Genomic DNA, 17,059 nt, shown 5'->3' on the forward strand with positions numbered 1-17,059 from the left:
TGCCTCCGTTACTTTTTGTCTTTGCATAATGGGAAACCAAGCTCTTCTCGAGCACTGTAATACGTTTCGGCTACGGCTTTAGAAAGGGTTCTAACACGTAGGATGAAACGTTGACGTTCGGTTACCGATATAGCATGGCGAGCATCAAGTAGGTTGAAGGCGTGTGAGGCTTTCATTACCTGTTCGTAAGCTGGCAGTGGTAAGCCTGCTTCGATTAATTTTTGGCTATCTTTTTCACACTGATCAAATTGGGCGAATAAGGCCGTGGTGTCGGCATGTTCAAAGTTGTAAGTAGACTGCTCTACTTCGTTTTGATGGAATACATCTCCATAGGTCACTTTGCCCATTGGGCCATCTGTCCACACTAGGTCATAGATACTGTCTACGCCCTGAATGTACATGGCTAAGCGTTCTAAACCGTAAGTGATTTCACCGGTTACTGGCGAACATTCTAAGCCACCAACTTGTTGGAAGTAGGTGAACTGAGTAATTTCCATACCGTTTAACCAGATTTCCCAGCCTAGACCCCAAGCACCAAGTGTTGGTGATTCCCAGTTGTCTTCAACAAAACGTATGTCGTGAACTTCTGGGTTAATGCCAAGCTCAACTAAAGAGCCTAGGTAGAGCTCTTGAATGTTGTCTGGTGATGGCTTCATCACTACCTGAAATTGGTAGTAGTGTTGTAAGCGGTTAGGGTTTTCACCATAGCGGCCATCGGTTGGGCGACGACATGGTTGTACATAAGCACTAGACATCGGTTCTGGACCGATAGAGCGCAAAAAGGTTTGCGGATGAAAGGTGCCTGCACCTACTTCCATGTCTAAAGGTTGAACAATTACGCAGCCTTGGCGGGCCCAGTAGTCCTGTAAGGCCAAAATAAGGCCTTGAAAGGTTTTAATATCGTATTTATGCATGATTAGTGTCGCGCGTATGAAAAATAATCGGTTTTATAACTGACGGAGTATACCCTAGCAAGCAGGCAGACCCTAGTGCTGTTGTGCGGGGAATTGCTGATAAATTAGACTTTTTTGAAAAAACTAAGCTAACTGCCTTTCTTGATCAAATACTGGAAGGGTGTTTGGTCAGTTTTTTTAGCCACTAAGGTGTGATCCATAAACTCGCAAAAGCTGACCATGTCGCGAGTGGTTGATGGGTCGTCGGCTTGCACTAACAAGGTTTCGCCAATATCAATGTTACGGATGGCTTTGCGAACCATCATAACGGGTTCAGGACAACGTAAACCTAAGGCATCTAATTGGTGATCGGCTTGATTGAAATCTAAGTTATTGCTCATTTTACTGCGGTCTCTTTGTGCTACAGCGCTATTGTATACCAGCTAAAAGCGAGGTGTCAGCTGTCAACTTTGACCATTGTGTGGAGAGTGAGCAATATGGCAGTGGAATAAGGTGCAGAAAACCCAACAACAAGAGGCCGAAGCCTCTTGTTGCTAGGGTCTGTTGATCTTTGGTGTTGAAATTTTGTTCGAGATAAGCGGGCTTTAATCGCGGCGAGCACTTAGAGGCCTAGTGGGCTAAGTAAGAAGTGCTTAACAAAGAGTAAAGCCCGCTTATCCGAACCCTTCGGGCAGCATTTCTTAGCCATTTATTCAGCGTTAGCGAGTGATTATTAAGCGCACTTAACTGCACACTCACTGCCTTGCCTAAATGGCTAATAAATTGCTGCAAAAACCATCAGCAAAGATCTACAGCCCCTAGTGTATTACTTAGCGTATCCGCTGTTCGCTATTAGGGTCAAAAAACACTGCGCTCGACATATCAAACATCAAGTCTAGGCTTTCGCCCATCACCGCTGGCTTATCAGGATCTAAACGACAGCTAATCTCTTTGTCGTTTAATGTCACTAATGCAATGGTATCGGGGCCAGTAGGTTCCAAAACACCCAGTTTTAGGTTTAAGGTTGTGACTAATGGCTTGTCTTGTTTGTAAGGATTCACATGGGTAATCTGCTCTGGGCGAATACCTACCACAATCGATTTACCGGCGTATTTTGCTAAGTGTTCTGGCAGCGGAATAGTATGTGATTGTTGTTGGTCACACACTAAGGAGCCCACTAATCCTTGCTCACTTAGTTCCACACTGCAATGTAAAAAGTTCATGGCTGGCGAGCCCATAAAGCCAGCAACAAACATGTCTGCTGGGTCGTTATAAATCTCAGCTGGTGAGCCCAATTGTAGTAGCTGACCATCTTTCATCACGGCGATGCGATCGGCTAAAGTCATAGCTTCAATTTGATCGTGTGTTACATAAACAATGGTAGTGCCCAAGCGCTGGTGTAGCTTTTTAATCTCATGACGCATTTCGACTCGTAGCTTGGCGTCTAGGTTACTTAAAGGTTCATCAAATAAGTAGATCTTGGGTTGGCGCGCTAAGGCGCGGCCCATTGATACCCGTTGTTGCTGGCCACCCGAGAGCTGCGAAGGCTTTCTATCTAGCAGGTGCTCAATTTGCAGTAATTGGGCAACTCGAGTGATCTCTTTATCGCGTTCTGGTTTATCCATTTTTTGAATTTTTAAGGCAAACTCAATATTGCCACGCACTGTCATATTGGGGTAAAGCGCGTAAGACTGGAACACCATCGCAATATCGCGGTCTTTAGGGTCTACGTCGTTTACTACTTTGCCATCTATGCAAATGTCTCCGGCGGTAATTTCTTCTAAGCCGGCAATCATGTTCATTAAAGTAGATTTACCACAGCCTGAAGGACCAACTAGGATTAAAAACTCACCCGACTCAATGGAGATATTAATATCTTCTAGGGTATTGGGACCGTTTTTACCATAGCGCTTATAAAGTTGTTTTATATCTAAGGTCGCCATTAATTTTTATCCTTTTACTGAGCCAGCGGTTAAGCCGCGCACAAAATATTTTCCTGCTACAACATAAACAAATAGGGTAGGTAACGCGGCGATAATCGCGGCGGCCATGTCTACGTTGTATTCTTTAACACCAGTACTGGTGTTTACTAAGTTGTTTAACGCCACGGTTATAGGCTGCGAATCTGAGCCCGAATACACCACGCCAAATAAGAAGTCGTTCCAAATCTGGGTAAATTGCCAAATGATGCAAACCATGATGATTGGTTTGGAGATAGGCAGCATTATTTTGAAGAAAATGGTGAAGAAGCCAGCGCCATCTAATTTGGCTGCCTTTACCAGTTCTCCTGGTACCGATACATAGAAGTTACGGAAGAACAGGGTAGTAAATACCAAGCCATAAACCACATGCACAAATACCAAACCGGTGGTGGTATTGGCTAAGCCAAATTTGCCTAAGGTAGCAGCCATAGGGAGCAAAATTACCTGGAAGGGAATAAAGCAGCCAAATAGCATTAAGGCAAAAAACAAGTTTGAGCCTTTAAAGCGCCAATGAGCAATGACATAGCCGTTTAAAGCGCCAATTAGGGTAGAGATAAATACTGCTGGAATGGCCATTTTAAAGGAGTTCCAGAAGTAGCCTTTAACCCCTTCACAAGTTACCCCTGTACAGGCGCTGCCCCAAGCTTTAAACCAAGCTTCAAATACCCATACTTCTGGCAACGACAACAGGTTGCCACCACGAATATCCGGTAGGGTTTTAAACGAGGTTAATAGCATTACCAGTAGTGGCATTAAATAAATGGCACAAAACAATATTAAGATGAAGTAGATGAACAAACGTCCCGGAGAAAATTTAGTCATGATTATTGCTCCCGGTTGCGCAGTTCAGAGTATAAATACGGCACGAGTATCGCGAGTACGCCGCCTAACATCATCATGGCGCTGGCCGCACCTAAGCCCATTTGTCCGCGAGTAAAGGCGTGGGTATACATAAAGAGTGCCGGTAAATCAGAGGAATAACCCGGTCCGCCAGAGGTTAGGGCGGTTACTAAGTCAAAGCTCTTAATCGCGATGTGTGAGGTGATTATTACCGCACTAAAGAACACCGGGCGCAGGCAAGGAAGTATGATCTTCCAGTAAATGGTGGGCATGCTTGCGCCATCGATTTGCGCCGCTTTTACTATGCTTGAGTCGATGCCACGTAAGCCAGCCAGAAACATTGCCATTACAAAGCCAGAGGATTGCCAAACGGCCGCAATAACTAAGGTATACACCGACATGTCATTGCTCACCAGCCAGTTGAATTCAAAGCTGGTCCAGCCCCAGTCGTGCATCATTTTTTCTAAACCTAAACCGGGGTTTAAAATCCACTTCCAGGCAGTACCGGTAACAATAAATGACAGCGCCATCGGGTAAAGGTAAATAGTGCGGATAGCTCCCTCTTGGCGAATATTCTGATCGAGAAATATCGCTAACAAGGTGCCTAAAATAATTGAGATGATGATAAACAATACGCCAAAAATCAGCAGGTTAATGCAAGATGTGACCCAGCGGTCATTTTCCATCAATTTTTGGTATTGCAGTAAACCCGCCCACTTAAAGTTGGGTAAAAAGCGAGAATGGGTTAATGATAAGTAGCCAGTCCAAGCTACGTAGCCATAAATACACACTGTAACCAGAAATATTGACGGCGACAGAATGATTTTAGGCAACCATTTTTGCAGAGTATTAAACATAGTACAGCCTCGTTCGAACTCCGTGTTCAAACTAACATGGGGATAGCAAAGGTAAACTCCGGCCGGGTGGCCGGAGTTTTAAGGCTTATTTAGCGGCTTTAACTACGCGCGCTAACTTAGTTACCGCTTCTTTAGGGTCACCGTCTGGATCATTAAAGAAGTTAGTCACTACATCGTAAATGGCACCTTGAACGTAACCAGTAGTGGCTAGGCCATGCGCCATGCTTGGCACTAAGTCGCCCGATTGGTTACTGGCTTTAAAGGTCGCCATTGAATCCAAGGCACAACTGTCGAACTTGCTCATATCCATATCGGTACGTACTGGAATAGAACCTTTGTTTAAGTTAAATACTTCTTGGAATTCAGGAGTAAGAATAGTTTTAGCTAGGGCTTTTTGCGCTTTAACATTATCGGCGTTGCTTAGTTCAAACATAGCGAAGCTGTCGATGTTAAAGGTAAATTGGCCGTCGGTACCTGGTGCAGGCAAACAAACGAAATCTTTGCCTGGTACTTTACCTGCAGCAACAAATTCGCCTTTCGCCCAGTCTCCCATAATTTGCATACCGGCTTGGCCATTAATTACCATGCTGGTGGCAATGTTCCAATCACGGCCTGGTGAGTCGCTATCGATGTAGTTACTCATTTTTTTGAAAACCGTAAATACTTCAACCATTTTGTCGCTGCTAAGCACTGCATCGTCGTGCATCACAAACGCTTTGTTGTAGTCTTCAGAACCTAAGATGTCTAAAGCCACGGCTTCAAATACTGTGGCGTCTTGCCAAGCTTGGCCACCGTGAGCTAATGGGATAATACCAGCCGCTTTAAGTTTTTCTGCAGAAACAAAAAACTCATCCATAGTGGTAGGGATTTTGGCGCCCGCTTTTTCAAATACTGCTGGGTTAGCCCATAACCAGTTTACGCGGTGCACGTTTACCGGAACGGCTACATAGTCACCGTTAAACTTCATCACGTTGGTAACCACTGCCGGAACCGCATCGTCCCATTTTTCGGCTTTAGCTACGTCATTCAGGTTACTTAAAAATCCAAGGTCTGCCCATTCTTGAATGTCGTGACCTTTAATTTGAGCTGCTGCTGGTGGGTTACCAGAAATCGCGCGAGTTTTAAGTACTGTCATCGCACTTTCACCACCGCCGCCAGCTACGGCAAAGTCTTTCCAAGAATGCCCTTGGGCTTCCAACATTTCTTTTAGCACGCCTACAGATTTGGCTTCACCACCTGAAGTCCACCAGTGAAGAACTTCTACTTCCCCTGCATAAGCAAGGTTAATAGCGCTAGTAAGTGCCAGGGTAGAGGCGAGAGTTGCAAATTTACGCATATTGATGCCTTTGTTATTTTTTTGTGAATTCCATTCCTTATTTCACCAATCTTACTGCGCTGATTGGCTACTAAATAGACTAGATGAAACAGCTTGATAACAAAGTAACCTTTTGTAACGAAGTTGTTACAAAAGGCTTATTTAATGTGAGGCAGTTGGAGTTTTACTTCTAAACCCCCTTGAGGGAGGTTTTGTAGGGTGATGTCACCACCATGAGCATGGGCAATATTACGGGCAATACCTAAGCCTAAACCAGAGCCTGAATCGTCTTTGCTTAATCGTACGTAGGGGTTAAATACTTCTTTAATTCGCTCTTCAGGAATACCAGGGCCATGGTCAACAAATAACAAACAAAGCTCGGCATCATCATCAAGCAAATAAATCTCAATATCGTTGCCGTACTTAATGCCATTTTCTACTAGGTTGCTGATGCAGCGTTTTATCGCTAGAGGCTTTCCGCGATAAGGATTGTCGGTTTCACCAAATACCACTACTTTGCCTAAGAATGGTTCAATGCAGTGTTTTAAGTGAGTCATTATATTGATATCACTTAAGTTTTCATGAATATCGGTATCTTTAACTGTTTGCAGAGCACCCTTTGCCATGATCTCTAACTCGTCTAAATCACGGTTAAAGGCATCAATTATCTTCTCATCATCAAGCAATTCTGCGCGCAAGCGTAGTCGGGTAATCGGTGTTTTTAAGTCGTGAGAAATAGAGCGAAATAGTAATTCTCGATCTTCAATATAACGCTTCAGTTTACCCTGCATGGTATTAAAGGCGCGGGTAGCTTTGCGAATTTCATCGCTGCCTTCTTCCACTAATGGCGGTTGAAATAAATCGATGGTTAAACGTGAAGCCGCTTTGGCCAAACGGCGCAGTGGGCGAGTTTGACGGCGAACTAAGATAAAGGTGAACAGTAGCAAGAAAAAAGTCATCAAGGCGATGAACATGATGCGATCTTGCGGTAACAGGTTGTCTTGCAAGGTCATATAGGGCGCGGGCAGCAATGCTGCTAAATAAATCCACTCGCCACTTTCTAGCTCGATTTGAGTCACTAAAATCGGTGGATTAAGCGGTTGAACTTGCAGAGTGTGTGATGCCCAAGAAGAGGGTAAGTCTTTAAGTAATATATCGTTTTTGAGTACATGTAGCTTATCGGGCATGGAAAAGTCTACATCAATCATTGGGCTGCGATTGAGCTCGCGATGCAGTACTTCGCCCACGGTTTGAATCACAATGTTTTTACGGTGACTATCGGGGATGGAGTCAATGTGAATGTATTCTTGATTGAGTGAAACAAAGAAGCGGGTGCCGCCCATTTTGCGCAACTGATTAAGCACAATGTGGCGATATTCAGAAGGTAAAGACTCAAAAAAGGTCACCGTAGAAGCCAAACTCAAGGCTAAGTTTTGCGAGGTTGAACGCAAACCATCAGACTCGGATTGGCGTAATTGGTAAAACCAAATAAAGCTACTGGCACCCTGCGCTAGGCCAATTGCTAATAACAATAGCAGTAGCATTCTCGCTAATAATGAGTTGGGCTTTATTCGATTTAAGAAGGCCTTAAACTTCATGGCTCACTTGTGTCACCATCATGTAACCTACACCGCGAATAGTTCTGATTAAGCGGGTATTGCTGCCATCGTCTTTGAGGCGCTGGCGCAAACGAGAAATTTGTACATCTATACCACGCTCCATTGGCAAGCTTTCGCGGCCGCGGGTGGCATCGCTAATGGTATCGCGATCGAGGGTTTCGTTGGGATGCTGCAAAAACAGTTGTAACAGGCGGTAGTCACTACTTGATAGTTCGAGCTTATCCCCGTCTTCATGTTCAAGTTGCTGAGTCTGGCTATCTAAACGCCATTGGCCAAAGCGAATGTAGCGGGTATTTTGTTGCGCATTAGCGGTAACTTGAGAACGGCGCAACAAGGCTTTTACGCGTGCTAATAGTTCGCGAGGGTTAAAGGGTTTACCAATGTAATCATCTGCACCTAATTCTAAACCTACAATCCGGTCCATTTCGTCGGAGTTGGCAGTAAGCATAATAATTGGCACATTTGAGGTACGACGAATTTTTTGGCAAAGGGTGAAGCCGTCGTCGCCGGGTAACATGATATCAAGAATGATTAACTCAGGGTCGTTGCTTTCTAGCAACTTTGCCATCTCTTCACCGTCGTTGGCGCTAATCACGTCAAAACCTGACTTACTTAAATATTGTTCAAGTAAGCTGCGAATTTCTAAGTCATCATCCACTACCAATAACTGTTTAGCTATAACCATGAGCCTCAATTCTGTTTTTCGAAGAGTTTATGGTCTAAGAATAACAAACAACGGGCTTGGGAAAAACGCTTGCTCTGCTTAAGCAAAAAAAATGGGAGCTTAATGCTCCCGTTCACAGCTATTTTTTAGACTTTATGGTCGTTCAAACACTGTCGCGATGCCTTGGCCTAAACCAATACACATAGTAGCAACACCCAGTTTGGCGTCTTTGGCTTCCATAAGGTTAATTAGCGTTGTAGAGATTCGCGTGCCAGAACAGCCCAAAGGATGACCTAAAGCAATGGCACCACCGTTTAGGTTTACCTTATCGTCTACTTGGTCCATCAAGCCTAAGTCTTTAACACAAGGTAAAGACTGTGCAGCAAAGGCTTCGTTAAGTTCGAATAAATCGATATCTTCAACTTTTAGACCGGCACGTTTAAGTGCTTTTTGGGTCGCTGGCACTGGGCCGTAACCCATAATCGACGGATCGCAGCCCGCAATGGCCATTGAGCGTACTTTCGCGCGTACCGTTAAACCAAGCTCAGCGGCTTTCTCTGCCGACATTACTAACATGGCCGATGCGCCGTCTGACAAGGCAGAAGAGGTACCCGCGGTTACTTTACCGTTAGCTGGGTCAAATACCGGACGTAGTTGAGACAAACCTTCTGCTGTGGTTTCTGGGCGAATCACTTCGTCTGTTTCAATTAACTTTAAGGTACCGTCGGCATCGTGGCCTTCAACTGGGAAGATTTCGCTGGCGAAGCGACCTTCTAGTGTCGCTTGGTGAGCCAAGCGGTGTGAGCGAGCGCCAAATTCATCCATCGCTTCACGGCTAATCCCGTGCATTTGCGATAGCAACTCGGCGGTTAAGCCCATCATACCCGCTGCTTTTGCTACTGATTTAGCCATGCCAGGGTGAAAATCTACCCCATGATTCATTGGCACGTGGCCCATGTGTTCAACACCACCTACGATGAATACGTCACCTTGGTCGGCCATAATGGCGCGTGCGGCGTCGTGCAAGGCTTGCATCGACGAACCACATAAACGGTTTACGGTGACAGCTCCGGTAGAATGCGGCAAGCCGGCTAACAATGCGGCATTACGCGCAACGTTAAAGCCTTGCTCTAAGGTTTGTTGCACACAACCCCAGTAAACATCTTCAATGTCATTGGGATCGAGCTTAGGGTTACGCTCTACCAAGCCTTTCATTAGCTGAGCAGACAAGTCTTCGGCACGTACATTTCTAAAACACCCGTTTTTAGAGCGGCCCATAGGAGTACGAATACAATCTACAATCACTACTTCTTTCATTTTATATTCCTCCATTAACCTTGCTTGCCGTAGTAAGTTTCGCCCGCCGCTGCTTTAGCGCGGAGGCCGTCGGTAACTTGGTAAAGTGGACCAAGTTCAGCGTATTGATCTGCAAGAGCTACGTAGTTATCTAAGCCCATGGTATCTAGGTAGCGGAATACACCACCTCGGAATGGAGGGAAGCCTAAGCCATAAACCAGTGCCATATCGGCTTCGGCAGGGCTTTGAATAATGCCTTCTTCTAAACAGCGCACCACTTCGTTAATCATTGGAATCATCATGCGGGCAATAATCTGCTCACTGCTGTAGTCGTAACGTTCTTTGCAAATTTTGGTGAGCAAATCATAGCTGGCCGGATCGGCATCTTTCTTCGGTTTACCTCGGCGGTCTTTGGTATAGGCGTAAAATCCTAAGCCATTTTTCTGGCCAAAGCGTTCAGCTTGATACATAACATCAATCGCATCTTCGCCGGTTTTGCTCATGCGCTCAGGGAAGCCGTTAGCCATTACTGCGCCAGCATGGTGGCCGGTATCAATACCTACCACATCAAGCAGGTAAGCAGGGCCCATCGGCCAACCGAATTGCTTCTCCATGATTTTGTCTACTTTTACAAAATCAGCACCATCTTGAAGTAGGCGTGTAAAACCAAAGAAGTATGGGAATAGCACTCGGTTTACAAAGAAGCCTGGGCAGTCATTAACTACCACCGGGGTTTTGCCCATTTTGGCAGCGTAAGCTACTACGCTATCGATGGTTTCTTGAGAGGTCTTTTCACCGCGAATAACTTCAACCAATGGCATACGATGCACTGGGTTGAAGAAGTGCATGCCACAGAATTTTTCTGGGCGAGCTAAATTTTTAGCCAATAGCGAAATAGGAATGGTGGACGTATTTGAGGCAACAATGGTATCGGCAGAGACTTTCTGTTCCACCTCTTGTAGTACTGCTGCTTTAATTTTTGGATTTTCAACCACTGCTTCAACCACGATGTCGCTATTAGCGATAGACTCATAATTTAAGCTTGGGTTAATGGCAGAAAGGATTTTGCCCATTTTCAAACCATCTATGCGACCACGCTCTAACTGTTTGTTGAGTAATTTGGTTGCTTCATTCATACCAAGCTCTAGTGCTGCTTGGTTAATGTCTTTCATTACCGCGGGTACGCCGCGGCTAGCGCTTTGATAAGCGATACCGCCACCCATAATGCCAGCGCCCAATACAGCGGCTTGATTAATGGCTTGGGCATTTTTAGCAGCCTTTTTAGCTAAGCCTTTTAGTTGTTGATCGTTTAGGAAGATACCAACTAGGGCTTGAGCAACATCTGATTTTGCCAAACCAATAAAGTATTTACCTTCTAGGGCTAAAGCTTCTTCACGTCCGCAAGCTGCGGCCTTTTCCATTGTTTTAACTGCAGTGATAGGAGCAGGGTAGTGTGGCCCCGCTTTTGCGATAACCATGCCTTTAGCGCAGTTGAAGCTCATCATGGCTTCGATTTTGTTTAATGCGAGGGGCGATAGTTTAGCTTGGCGACGATTCTGCCAATCAATTTTTTCACTGATGGCATCTTGCAGCATGGCTAAGGCCGCATCATGTAATCGTTCTGCGGGAACAACAGCGTCTACCATGCCAAATTTTTGTGCTTCTGCTGCTTTGTAGTTTTTACCGGTGGTAATCCATTCCATGGCGTTATCGGCGCCAATTACTCGGGGTAACCTCACTGTGCCACCAAAGCCAGGCATAATGCCCAGTTGGGTTTCGGGTAAGCCAATGCGTGCGCTAGGCTCGGCAATACGTAAATCTGTAGAAAGGATAAATTCGCAGCCGCCACCAAGTGCGTAACCATTAATCGCGGAAACGGTAGGTACAGGCAGATCTTCTAAGGCGTTAAAAATGTCATTGGCTTTGGTTAGCCAAGCGCCTAGCTCTTCTTCTGGCAGTGCAAATAAACCCAAAAACTCGGTGATATCAGCACCAACAATGAAGGCGTCTTTTGCCGAACTAAGCAATAAGCCTTTTAGTTCTGTTTGCTGTTGCAACGCGCTAATGGCTTCATCTAGCGATACTAAAGTGCTTTTATCTAGCTTATTTACACTTCCTTGCTTGGCATCGAATGTTAGTTCAGCGATACCGTCGGCAATATAACGAACACTAAGGTTCTCGCCTTGATATATCATTCTGCTCTCCTTGTGGCTGGTGTGCATTGCACCAGTTTTGTGTAGGGGTTAGAGATAAACTTGTAATCAATTTGTTACTCAAACATTAAAACAAATATAACACTCATTTAAAACACTTGTTTGATATTTTGTTGCTCGCCGCACAAAACCGCTTATGAGTGGCTGGCTTATATCCCTAATAAATCATCAATTAACTGCTCTAGATCCAACTATATGTTTATTAAATGCGCTATAACTAAATAGCTAATTAATAGTCGTAGAGAGGGTGCTATGCCAACTATTCATCAACTGTTTTCTCAGCATATTGAACAATTGCAGCAACGGGTTGCAGATGTACTAGAGCGTGAGGAGCTTGACGCTTTAATCATTCACTCCGGTTACCCTCTACGAACCTTTTTGGATGATCAGCATTATCCTTTTAAAACTAACCCGCATTTCAAACATTGGCTGCCGCTTACAGAGCATCCACATTGTTGGCTGGTGGTTGATGGCACAAGCAAACCGGTATTGATTTATCATCAGCCAAGTGACTATTGGCATAAAACGGCAGGTGACCCAGAGGGCTTTTGGGTAGATAGTTTTGAGATTAAGCGGATGGCTAATCCGCAAGACATTGAGCCCTTCCTACCGGTTAAGCGTCAACGATGTGCCTACATCGGCGAGCATCCAGAATTAGCTGAGGCTTTGGATATTGGGGAGCGAAACCCAGAATCGGTACTTAACTACCTGCATTATTACCGCGCATACAAAACCGACTACGAGCTTGAATGCATTCATGAGGCGAACCGCCGAGCGGTAAAAGCCCACCTTAGCGCTAAAGAGTTGTTTTTCGCTGGTGCATCAGAGTTTGAAATTAACTTAGCCTATTTAGCTAGCTTGGGGAAAAGTGAATACTCACTTCCATATTCAAACATAATTGGCATGAATCAAAATGCGGCGATTCTTCATTACACCGCTTTAAGTGCTAGTAAGCTTGCCGAGAAACAGCATTATTCAATGTTGATTGATGCTGGCGCTGAGTATCGGGGGTACGCCGCAGACATCACCCGTACCTATGCTTACCGAAAAGGACTGTTTGCTGAGCTGGTGGCTGAAATGGACAAGCTGCAGCTAGCTTTGATTGCTGATTTAAAACCCGGGTATCGCTATACCGACCTGCACTTTAAAGCGCATCGACAGTTGGCCAAGCTGTTAGTGGATTTTGAGTTTGTATATTGCAGTGCCGCTGCTGCCGTGGAAAAAGGCATTACACGTTGTTTTTTCCCACATGGTTTAGGTCACCACTTAGGATTGCAGGTGCATGACGTAGGTGGTTTTATGCAAGATGAAGACGGCGATGTACAAGCTGCACCGGCCAGCGATCCGTTTTTGCGCTGTACTCGCATGATTGAACCGCGCCAAGTGCTTACCATAGAGCCCGGTTTATATTTTATCGAAAGTTTGTTAACCGAATTGGCTGAATCAGAACATACTCGCTTGATTAATTGGGCAAGGGTTGATGAAATGCGTCGCTTTGGCGGTATTCGTATAGAAGACAATGTGGTGGTTACCGCGCTGGCTTGTAACAACCTAACGCGAGAGCAAAATTGGCAATAGCAGTAAATGATTATTTTAAACCGCAGCAAACGGTGAGCTGCGAAGAGTTAATCAAACGTAGCCGTTTTATTAGCTTGATTATTCCAGTTGCTAATCGCCAACAAGCACAGCAACAATTAGAAGAGATTAAACAATTACATCCACAAGCGCGTCATCATTGTTGGGCTTTTGTGGCTGGTCACCCTAACGATAGCCAATGTTTGGGTTTTAGCGATGATGGCGAACCCTCGGGTACGGCGGGTAAACCTATGTTAGCCCAATTGCAGGGAAGTGGCTTAGGTCAAATTCTGGCGGTGGTTGTTCGCTATTCAGGTGGCATTAAACTTGGTACTGGTGGCCTGGTTAAAGCCTATGGTGGTGGCGTTCAGCAGGCATTAAAGTTAGTTGAATCTGAGCGAGTGGTAGCTTGTGGAGAGTGCAGCTTAGAGTTTGATTATGCCTATACAGCCCAAGTAGAGAGTATGCTCGAGCGCCATCGTGCGGTTAAGCTTGATACTCAGTTTTCTAGCCTAGCGCAGATGCAGGTTAGTTTACCGCTTAGTGAATATGCAGCTTTCAAACAACAGCTGATTAACCTCTCAAGTGGGCAGATTAAGGTAGGGAAGCTGCTGTCTTAAGTTGTCTTGTGCAACGCTTTACTTCAAGATATGCAACATTAACTTTATTTAGAAAGAGATACGACACGGATGCAGATCAGAGCGATTATTAGGATCGTTGGACTTCTAGTAATGCTATTTAGTCTCGCTATGATCGTTCCGGCTATTGTCGCTGCGGTATATAAAGATGGTGCTGGTAAGGCCTTTATGGCCGCTTTTGCACTGTGTGTTAGCGCTGGTTTTCTATTGTGGTTCCCACAACGCCATCAAAAAACTGAGCTTAAAGCCAAAGAAGGCTTCCTCATTGTTGTTCTATTCTGGACAGTGCTGGGCAGCGTAGGTGCGCTGCCGTTTATTCTTACCGAAAACCCCAACATGTCGGTTACCGACTCCTTCTTTGAATCATTTTCTGGCTTAACCACCACTGGTGCCACAGTGATTGTTGGTATCGAAAACCTGCCTAAAGGTATTTTGTTTTACCGGCAAATGCTGCAATGGCTGGGTGGAATGGGCATCATTGTATTAGCGGTTGCGGTATTGCCTATTCTTGGGGTTGGGGGCATGCAGTTATATCGCGCCGAAATTCCTGGTCCAGTTAAAGACAAAAAGATGACCCCCAGAATTGCCGAAACCGCCAAGGTGCTTTGGTACATCTATTTGTTTCTCACTATTAGTTGTACGGTGGCATTTTGGTTGGCAGGCATGTCGATGTTTGATGCGATTTGTCACGCTTTCTCAACCATTGCTATTGGTGGCTTTTCTACTTATGACGCCAGCCTTGGTCACTTCGATAGCTCTCTCATTAATACCATCTGTGCGGTGTTTCTTATTATCTCTGGGATTAATTTCTCTTTACACTTTGCCGCAGTAAATGGTCGCAACATCACCTTTAAGTACTATTTTCTCGACCCAGAATGCCGAGCGTTTTTCTTTATTCAGATTAGCTTAACTCTAATTTGTGTGGCTATTTTGTTAGCCCAGCAAGTCTATAGCTCACCCACGGTTGCGCTAGACCAAGCCTTTATTCAATCTGTGTCCATCTCAACGACAGCCGGTTTTACTACCACCAGTTTCTCTGAGTGGCCGTTGTTTTTGCCTGTGTTGTTAGTATTTTCTAGCTTTATTGGTGGCTGCGCTGGTTCGACCGGTGGTGGCTTAAAGGTAATTCGGGTATTTCTTTTAAGTCTGCAGGGCATGCGAGAGCTAAAACGCTTGGTCCACCCGCGTGCGGTGTATCAAATTAAGTTGGCAAATAAAGCCTTGCCCGACCGAGTATTAGAAGCGGTATGGGGCTTCTTCTCTGCTTATACATTAGTGTTTGTTATTTGTATGTTGGGGCTTATAGCGTCAGGTATGGACGAGTTATCGGCATTCTCAGCAGTGGTGGCTTGTTTAAACAACCTTGGTCCGGGGCTTGGTCAAGTAGCGGTACACTATTCAGATATAAGCGACGCCAGCAAATGGGTATTGTTAATTGCTATGCTATTTGGCCGCCTCGAAGTGTTTACCTTATTGGTACTATTTACCCCAGTGTTTTGGAAAAGTTAATCATGAAGTTGTTAGTATTATATTCAAGCTGCGAAGGACAAACCTTAAAGATTGCTAAACATATTGTGTCTCAGCAAGCAGGTGAGGTAGCGGCTGATTACATACAGATAGATAGTAATCAACAAAGCCTAGATTTAACGGCCTATGACAAAGTACTCATTGGCGCATCCATTCGTTATGGCAAATTCAGGCCGCAACTGTATTCCTTGTTAGCCGAGTACCAAAACCAATTGGCTAATGTTCCTGTAGCGTTCTTTGGTGTGTGCCTTACCGCCCGCAAGCCAGAAAAAAATACGCCCGAAACAAGTGTATATATGAAGAAGCTAAACCTTAATGCCGCTTGGATGCCTAAATTGCAAGCTGTGTTTGCGGGTGCATTGCTTTATTCCAAGTACACGTGGTGGCAAGCGCTGCTTATTCAATTCATCATGAAAATGACCGGTGGTAGCACCGACAAAAGCCAAGACCTAGAGTTAACTGATTGGGCGAAGGTAGATGAATTTGCTACTCAGTTCGCAAAACTGGATAAATAATCAGCGAAATCTATAGTTTTTGTGTGGATTTGCACAAGCTTTAACCACTTAAACAAAAATCCTAATATTTCTTCAAAAAACGCTTGCGCCGTGGAATTCGATCCCTATAATGCACCTCCACTGACACGGCACGCAGCGCACTAAAGCGAAGCAAGGCTACGTCAGGGTTAGCAAGGCCTAGGGCTAAGTTAGCCGGCTCTCAAACTTCTTTTTAAAATGTTTTAAAAAGCGGTTGACAGCCACAGAGGAAAGCGTAGAATGCGCACCTCGCTTCGGCAAGAAGCAACGCTCTTTAACAATTTATCAAGCAATCTGTGTGAGCACTCACAGGACCTTAAGCGAAAAAATTAAGCTTAAGTGAACTGGAGTCTTGCACTGTAAAACACAGTAATAATTTCAGTTTTTAACTTTGAGCGAAAAAACTTTTGATTGAAGAGTTTGATCATGGCTCAGATTGAACGCTGGCGGCAGGCTTAACACATGCAAGTCGAGCGGTAACATTTCTAGCTTGCTAGAAGATGACGAGCGGCGGACGGGTGAGTAATGCTTGGGAATATGCCTTTACGTGGGGGACAACAGTTGGAAACGACTGCTAATACCGCATAATGTCTTCGGACCAAAGGAGGGGACTCTTCGGAGCCTTTCGCGTAAAGATTAGCCCAAGTGGGATTAGCTAGTTGGTAAGGTAATGGCTTACCAAGGCGACGATCCCTAGCTGGTTTGAGAGGATGATCAGCCACACTGGGACTGAGACACGGCCCAGACTCCTACGGGAGGCAGCAGTGGGGAATATTGCACAATGGGCGAAAGCCTGATGCAGCCATGCCGCGTGTGTGAAGAAGGCCTTCGGGTTGTAAAGCACTTTCAGTCGTGAGGAAGGGGTATAGCTTAATACGTTATATCTTTGACGTTAGCGACAGAAGAAGGACCGGCTAACTCCGTGCCAGCAGCCGCGGTAATACGGAGGGTCCGAGCGTTAATCGGAATTACTGGGCGTAAAGCGTACGCAGGCGGCTTGTTAAGCCAGATGTGAAATCCCCGGGCTCAACCTGGGAATGGCATTTGGAACTGGCAAGCTAGAGTTTTGTAGAGGGTGGTAGAATTTCAGGTGTAGCGGTGAAATGC

14 protein-coding genes and 1 rRNA gene (1 of these 15 running past the window's edge) are annotated in these 17,059 nt (G+C 45.2%); 5 read left to right on the forward strand and 10 right to left on the reverse strand.

Annotated features, from left to right (window positions below; translation table 11 throughout):
* Positions 1 to 8: 8 nt before the first annotated feature.
* The 10 genes from glyQ to fadB form a co-directional block, all read right to left on the reverse strand.
* The gene (gene glyQ / locus OAG1_RS00050; protein WP_016400289.1) at positions 9 to 914 is read right to left on the reverse strand and encodes a glycine--tRNA ligase subunit alpha; all 906 of its coding nucleotides are present in this window, start codon (positions 912 to 914) and stop codon (positions 9 to 11) included.
* Positions 915 to 1,042: 128 nt separating this feature from the next.
* A complete protein-coding gene (gene tusA, locus OAG1_RS00055; RefSeq protein ID WP_016400290.1) occupies positions 1,043 to 1,294 on the reverse strand; it encodes a sulfurtransferase TusA in 252 nt (83 codons plus the stop codon).
* Positions 1,295 to 1,723: 429 nt separating this feature from the next.
* Positions 1,724 to 2,836, reverse strand: coding sequence for a sn-glycerol-3-phosphate ABC transporter ATP-binding protein UgpC (gene ugpC / locus OAG1_RS00060; RefSeq protein WP_338622935.1), 1,113 nt, complete (start codon positions 2,834 to 2,836; stop codon positions 1,724 to 1,726).
* A 6-nt stretch (positions 2,837 to 2,842) separates the two neighbouring features.
* A complete protein-coding gene (locus OAG1_RS00065; protein WP_016400293.1) occupies positions 2,843 to 3,697 on the reverse strand; it encodes a carbohydrate ABC transporter permease in 855 nt (284 codons plus the stop codon).
* 2 nt (positions 3,698 to 3,699) lie between these two features.
* Positions 3,700 to 4,572, reverse strand: a complete 873-nt coding sequence (locus OAG1_RS00070; protein ID WP_016400294.1) for a sugar ABC transporter permease — start codon at positions 4,570 to 4,572, stop codon at positions 3,700 to 3,702.
* Positions 4,573 to 4,657: 85 nt separating this feature from the next.
* Positions 4,658 to 5,908, reverse strand: a complete 1,251-nt coding sequence (locus tag OAG1_RS00075; RefSeq protein ID WP_338622938.1) for an ABC transporter substrate-binding protein — start codon at positions 5,906 to 5,908, stop codon at positions 4,658 to 4,660.
* Between the two features lie 137 nt (positions 5,909 to 6,045).
* Entirely contained in the window at positions 6,046 to 7,485 is a 1,440-nt protein-coding gene (locus tag OAG1_RS00080) for an ATP-binding protein (protein ID WP_016400296.1), read from the reverse strand.
* Positions 7,475 to 8,191: a response regulator gene (locus tag OAG1_RS00085; protein ID WP_016400297.1), complete on the reverse strand. Its 717-nt coding sequence runs from the start codon at positions 8,189 to 8,191 to the stop codon at positions 7,475 to 7,477. Before OAG1_RS00085 ends, OAG1_RS00080 begins: the two co-directional genes overlap by 11 nt.
* A gap of 132 nt (positions 8,192 to 8,323) precedes the next feature.
* The gene (gene fadA, locus OAG1_RS00090) at positions 8,324 to 9,487 is read right to left on the reverse strand and encodes an acetyl-CoA C-acyltransferase FadA (protein WP_016400298.1); all 1,164 of its coding nucleotides are present in this window, start codon (positions 9,485 to 9,487) and stop codon (positions 8,324 to 8,326) included.
* 14 nt (positions 9,488 to 9,501) lie between these two features.
* Complete coding sequence (fadB, locus tag OAG1_RS00095; protein WP_338622942.1) at positions 9,502 to 11,661, reverse strand: fatty acid oxidation complex subunit alpha FadB; 2,160 nt, start codon at positions 11,659 to 11,661, stop codon at positions 9,502 to 9,504.
* A 270-nt stretch (positions 11,662 to 11,931) separates the two neighbouring features.
* Between fadB and pepQ the strand changes: the two genes are divergently transcribed.
* The 5 genes from pepQ to OAG1_RS00120 all read left to right on the forward strand — a co-directional run.
* Positions 11,932 to 13,257, forward strand: a complete 1,326-nt coding sequence (gene pepQ, locus OAG1_RS00100; protein ID WP_338622945.1) for a Xaa-Pro dipeptidase — start codon at positions 11,932 to 11,934, stop codon at positions 13,255 to 13,257.
* Complete coding sequence (locus tag OAG1_RS00105; RefSeq protein ID WP_338622946.1) at positions 13,248 to 13,874, forward strand: YigZ family protein; 627 nt, start codon at positions 13,248 to 13,250, stop codon at positions 13,872 to 13,874. The genes pepQ and OAG1_RS00105 overlap by 10 nt, the downstream gene beginning before the upstream one ends.
* A 69-nt stretch (positions 13,875 to 13,943) precedes the next feature.
* A complete protein-coding gene (locus tag OAG1_RS00110; RefSeq protein ID WP_051147556.1) occupies positions 13,944 to 15,401 on the forward strand; it encodes a TrkH family potassium uptake protein in 1,458 nt (485 codons plus the stop codon).
* Between the two features lie 2 nt (positions 15,402 to 15,403).
* A complete protein-coding gene (gene hemG, locus OAG1_RS00115; RefSeq protein WP_338622949.1) occupies positions 15,404 to 15,934 on the forward strand; it encodes a menaquinone-dependent protoporphyrinogen IX dehydrogenase in 531 nt (176 codons plus the stop codon).
* A gap of 426 nt (positions 15,935 to 16,360) precedes the next feature.
* Positions 16,361 to 17,059: ribosomal RNA gene (locus tag OAG1_RS00120) — 16S ribosomal RNA — on the forward strand; it runs 844 nt beyond the window's last position.

It is taken from the genome of Agarivorans sp. OAG1 (genome assembly GCF_037076485.1).
GTDB classification, from domain to species: Bacteria; Pseudomonadota; Gammaproteobacteria; order Enterobacterales; family Celerinatantimonadaceae; genus Agarivorans; species Agarivorans albus.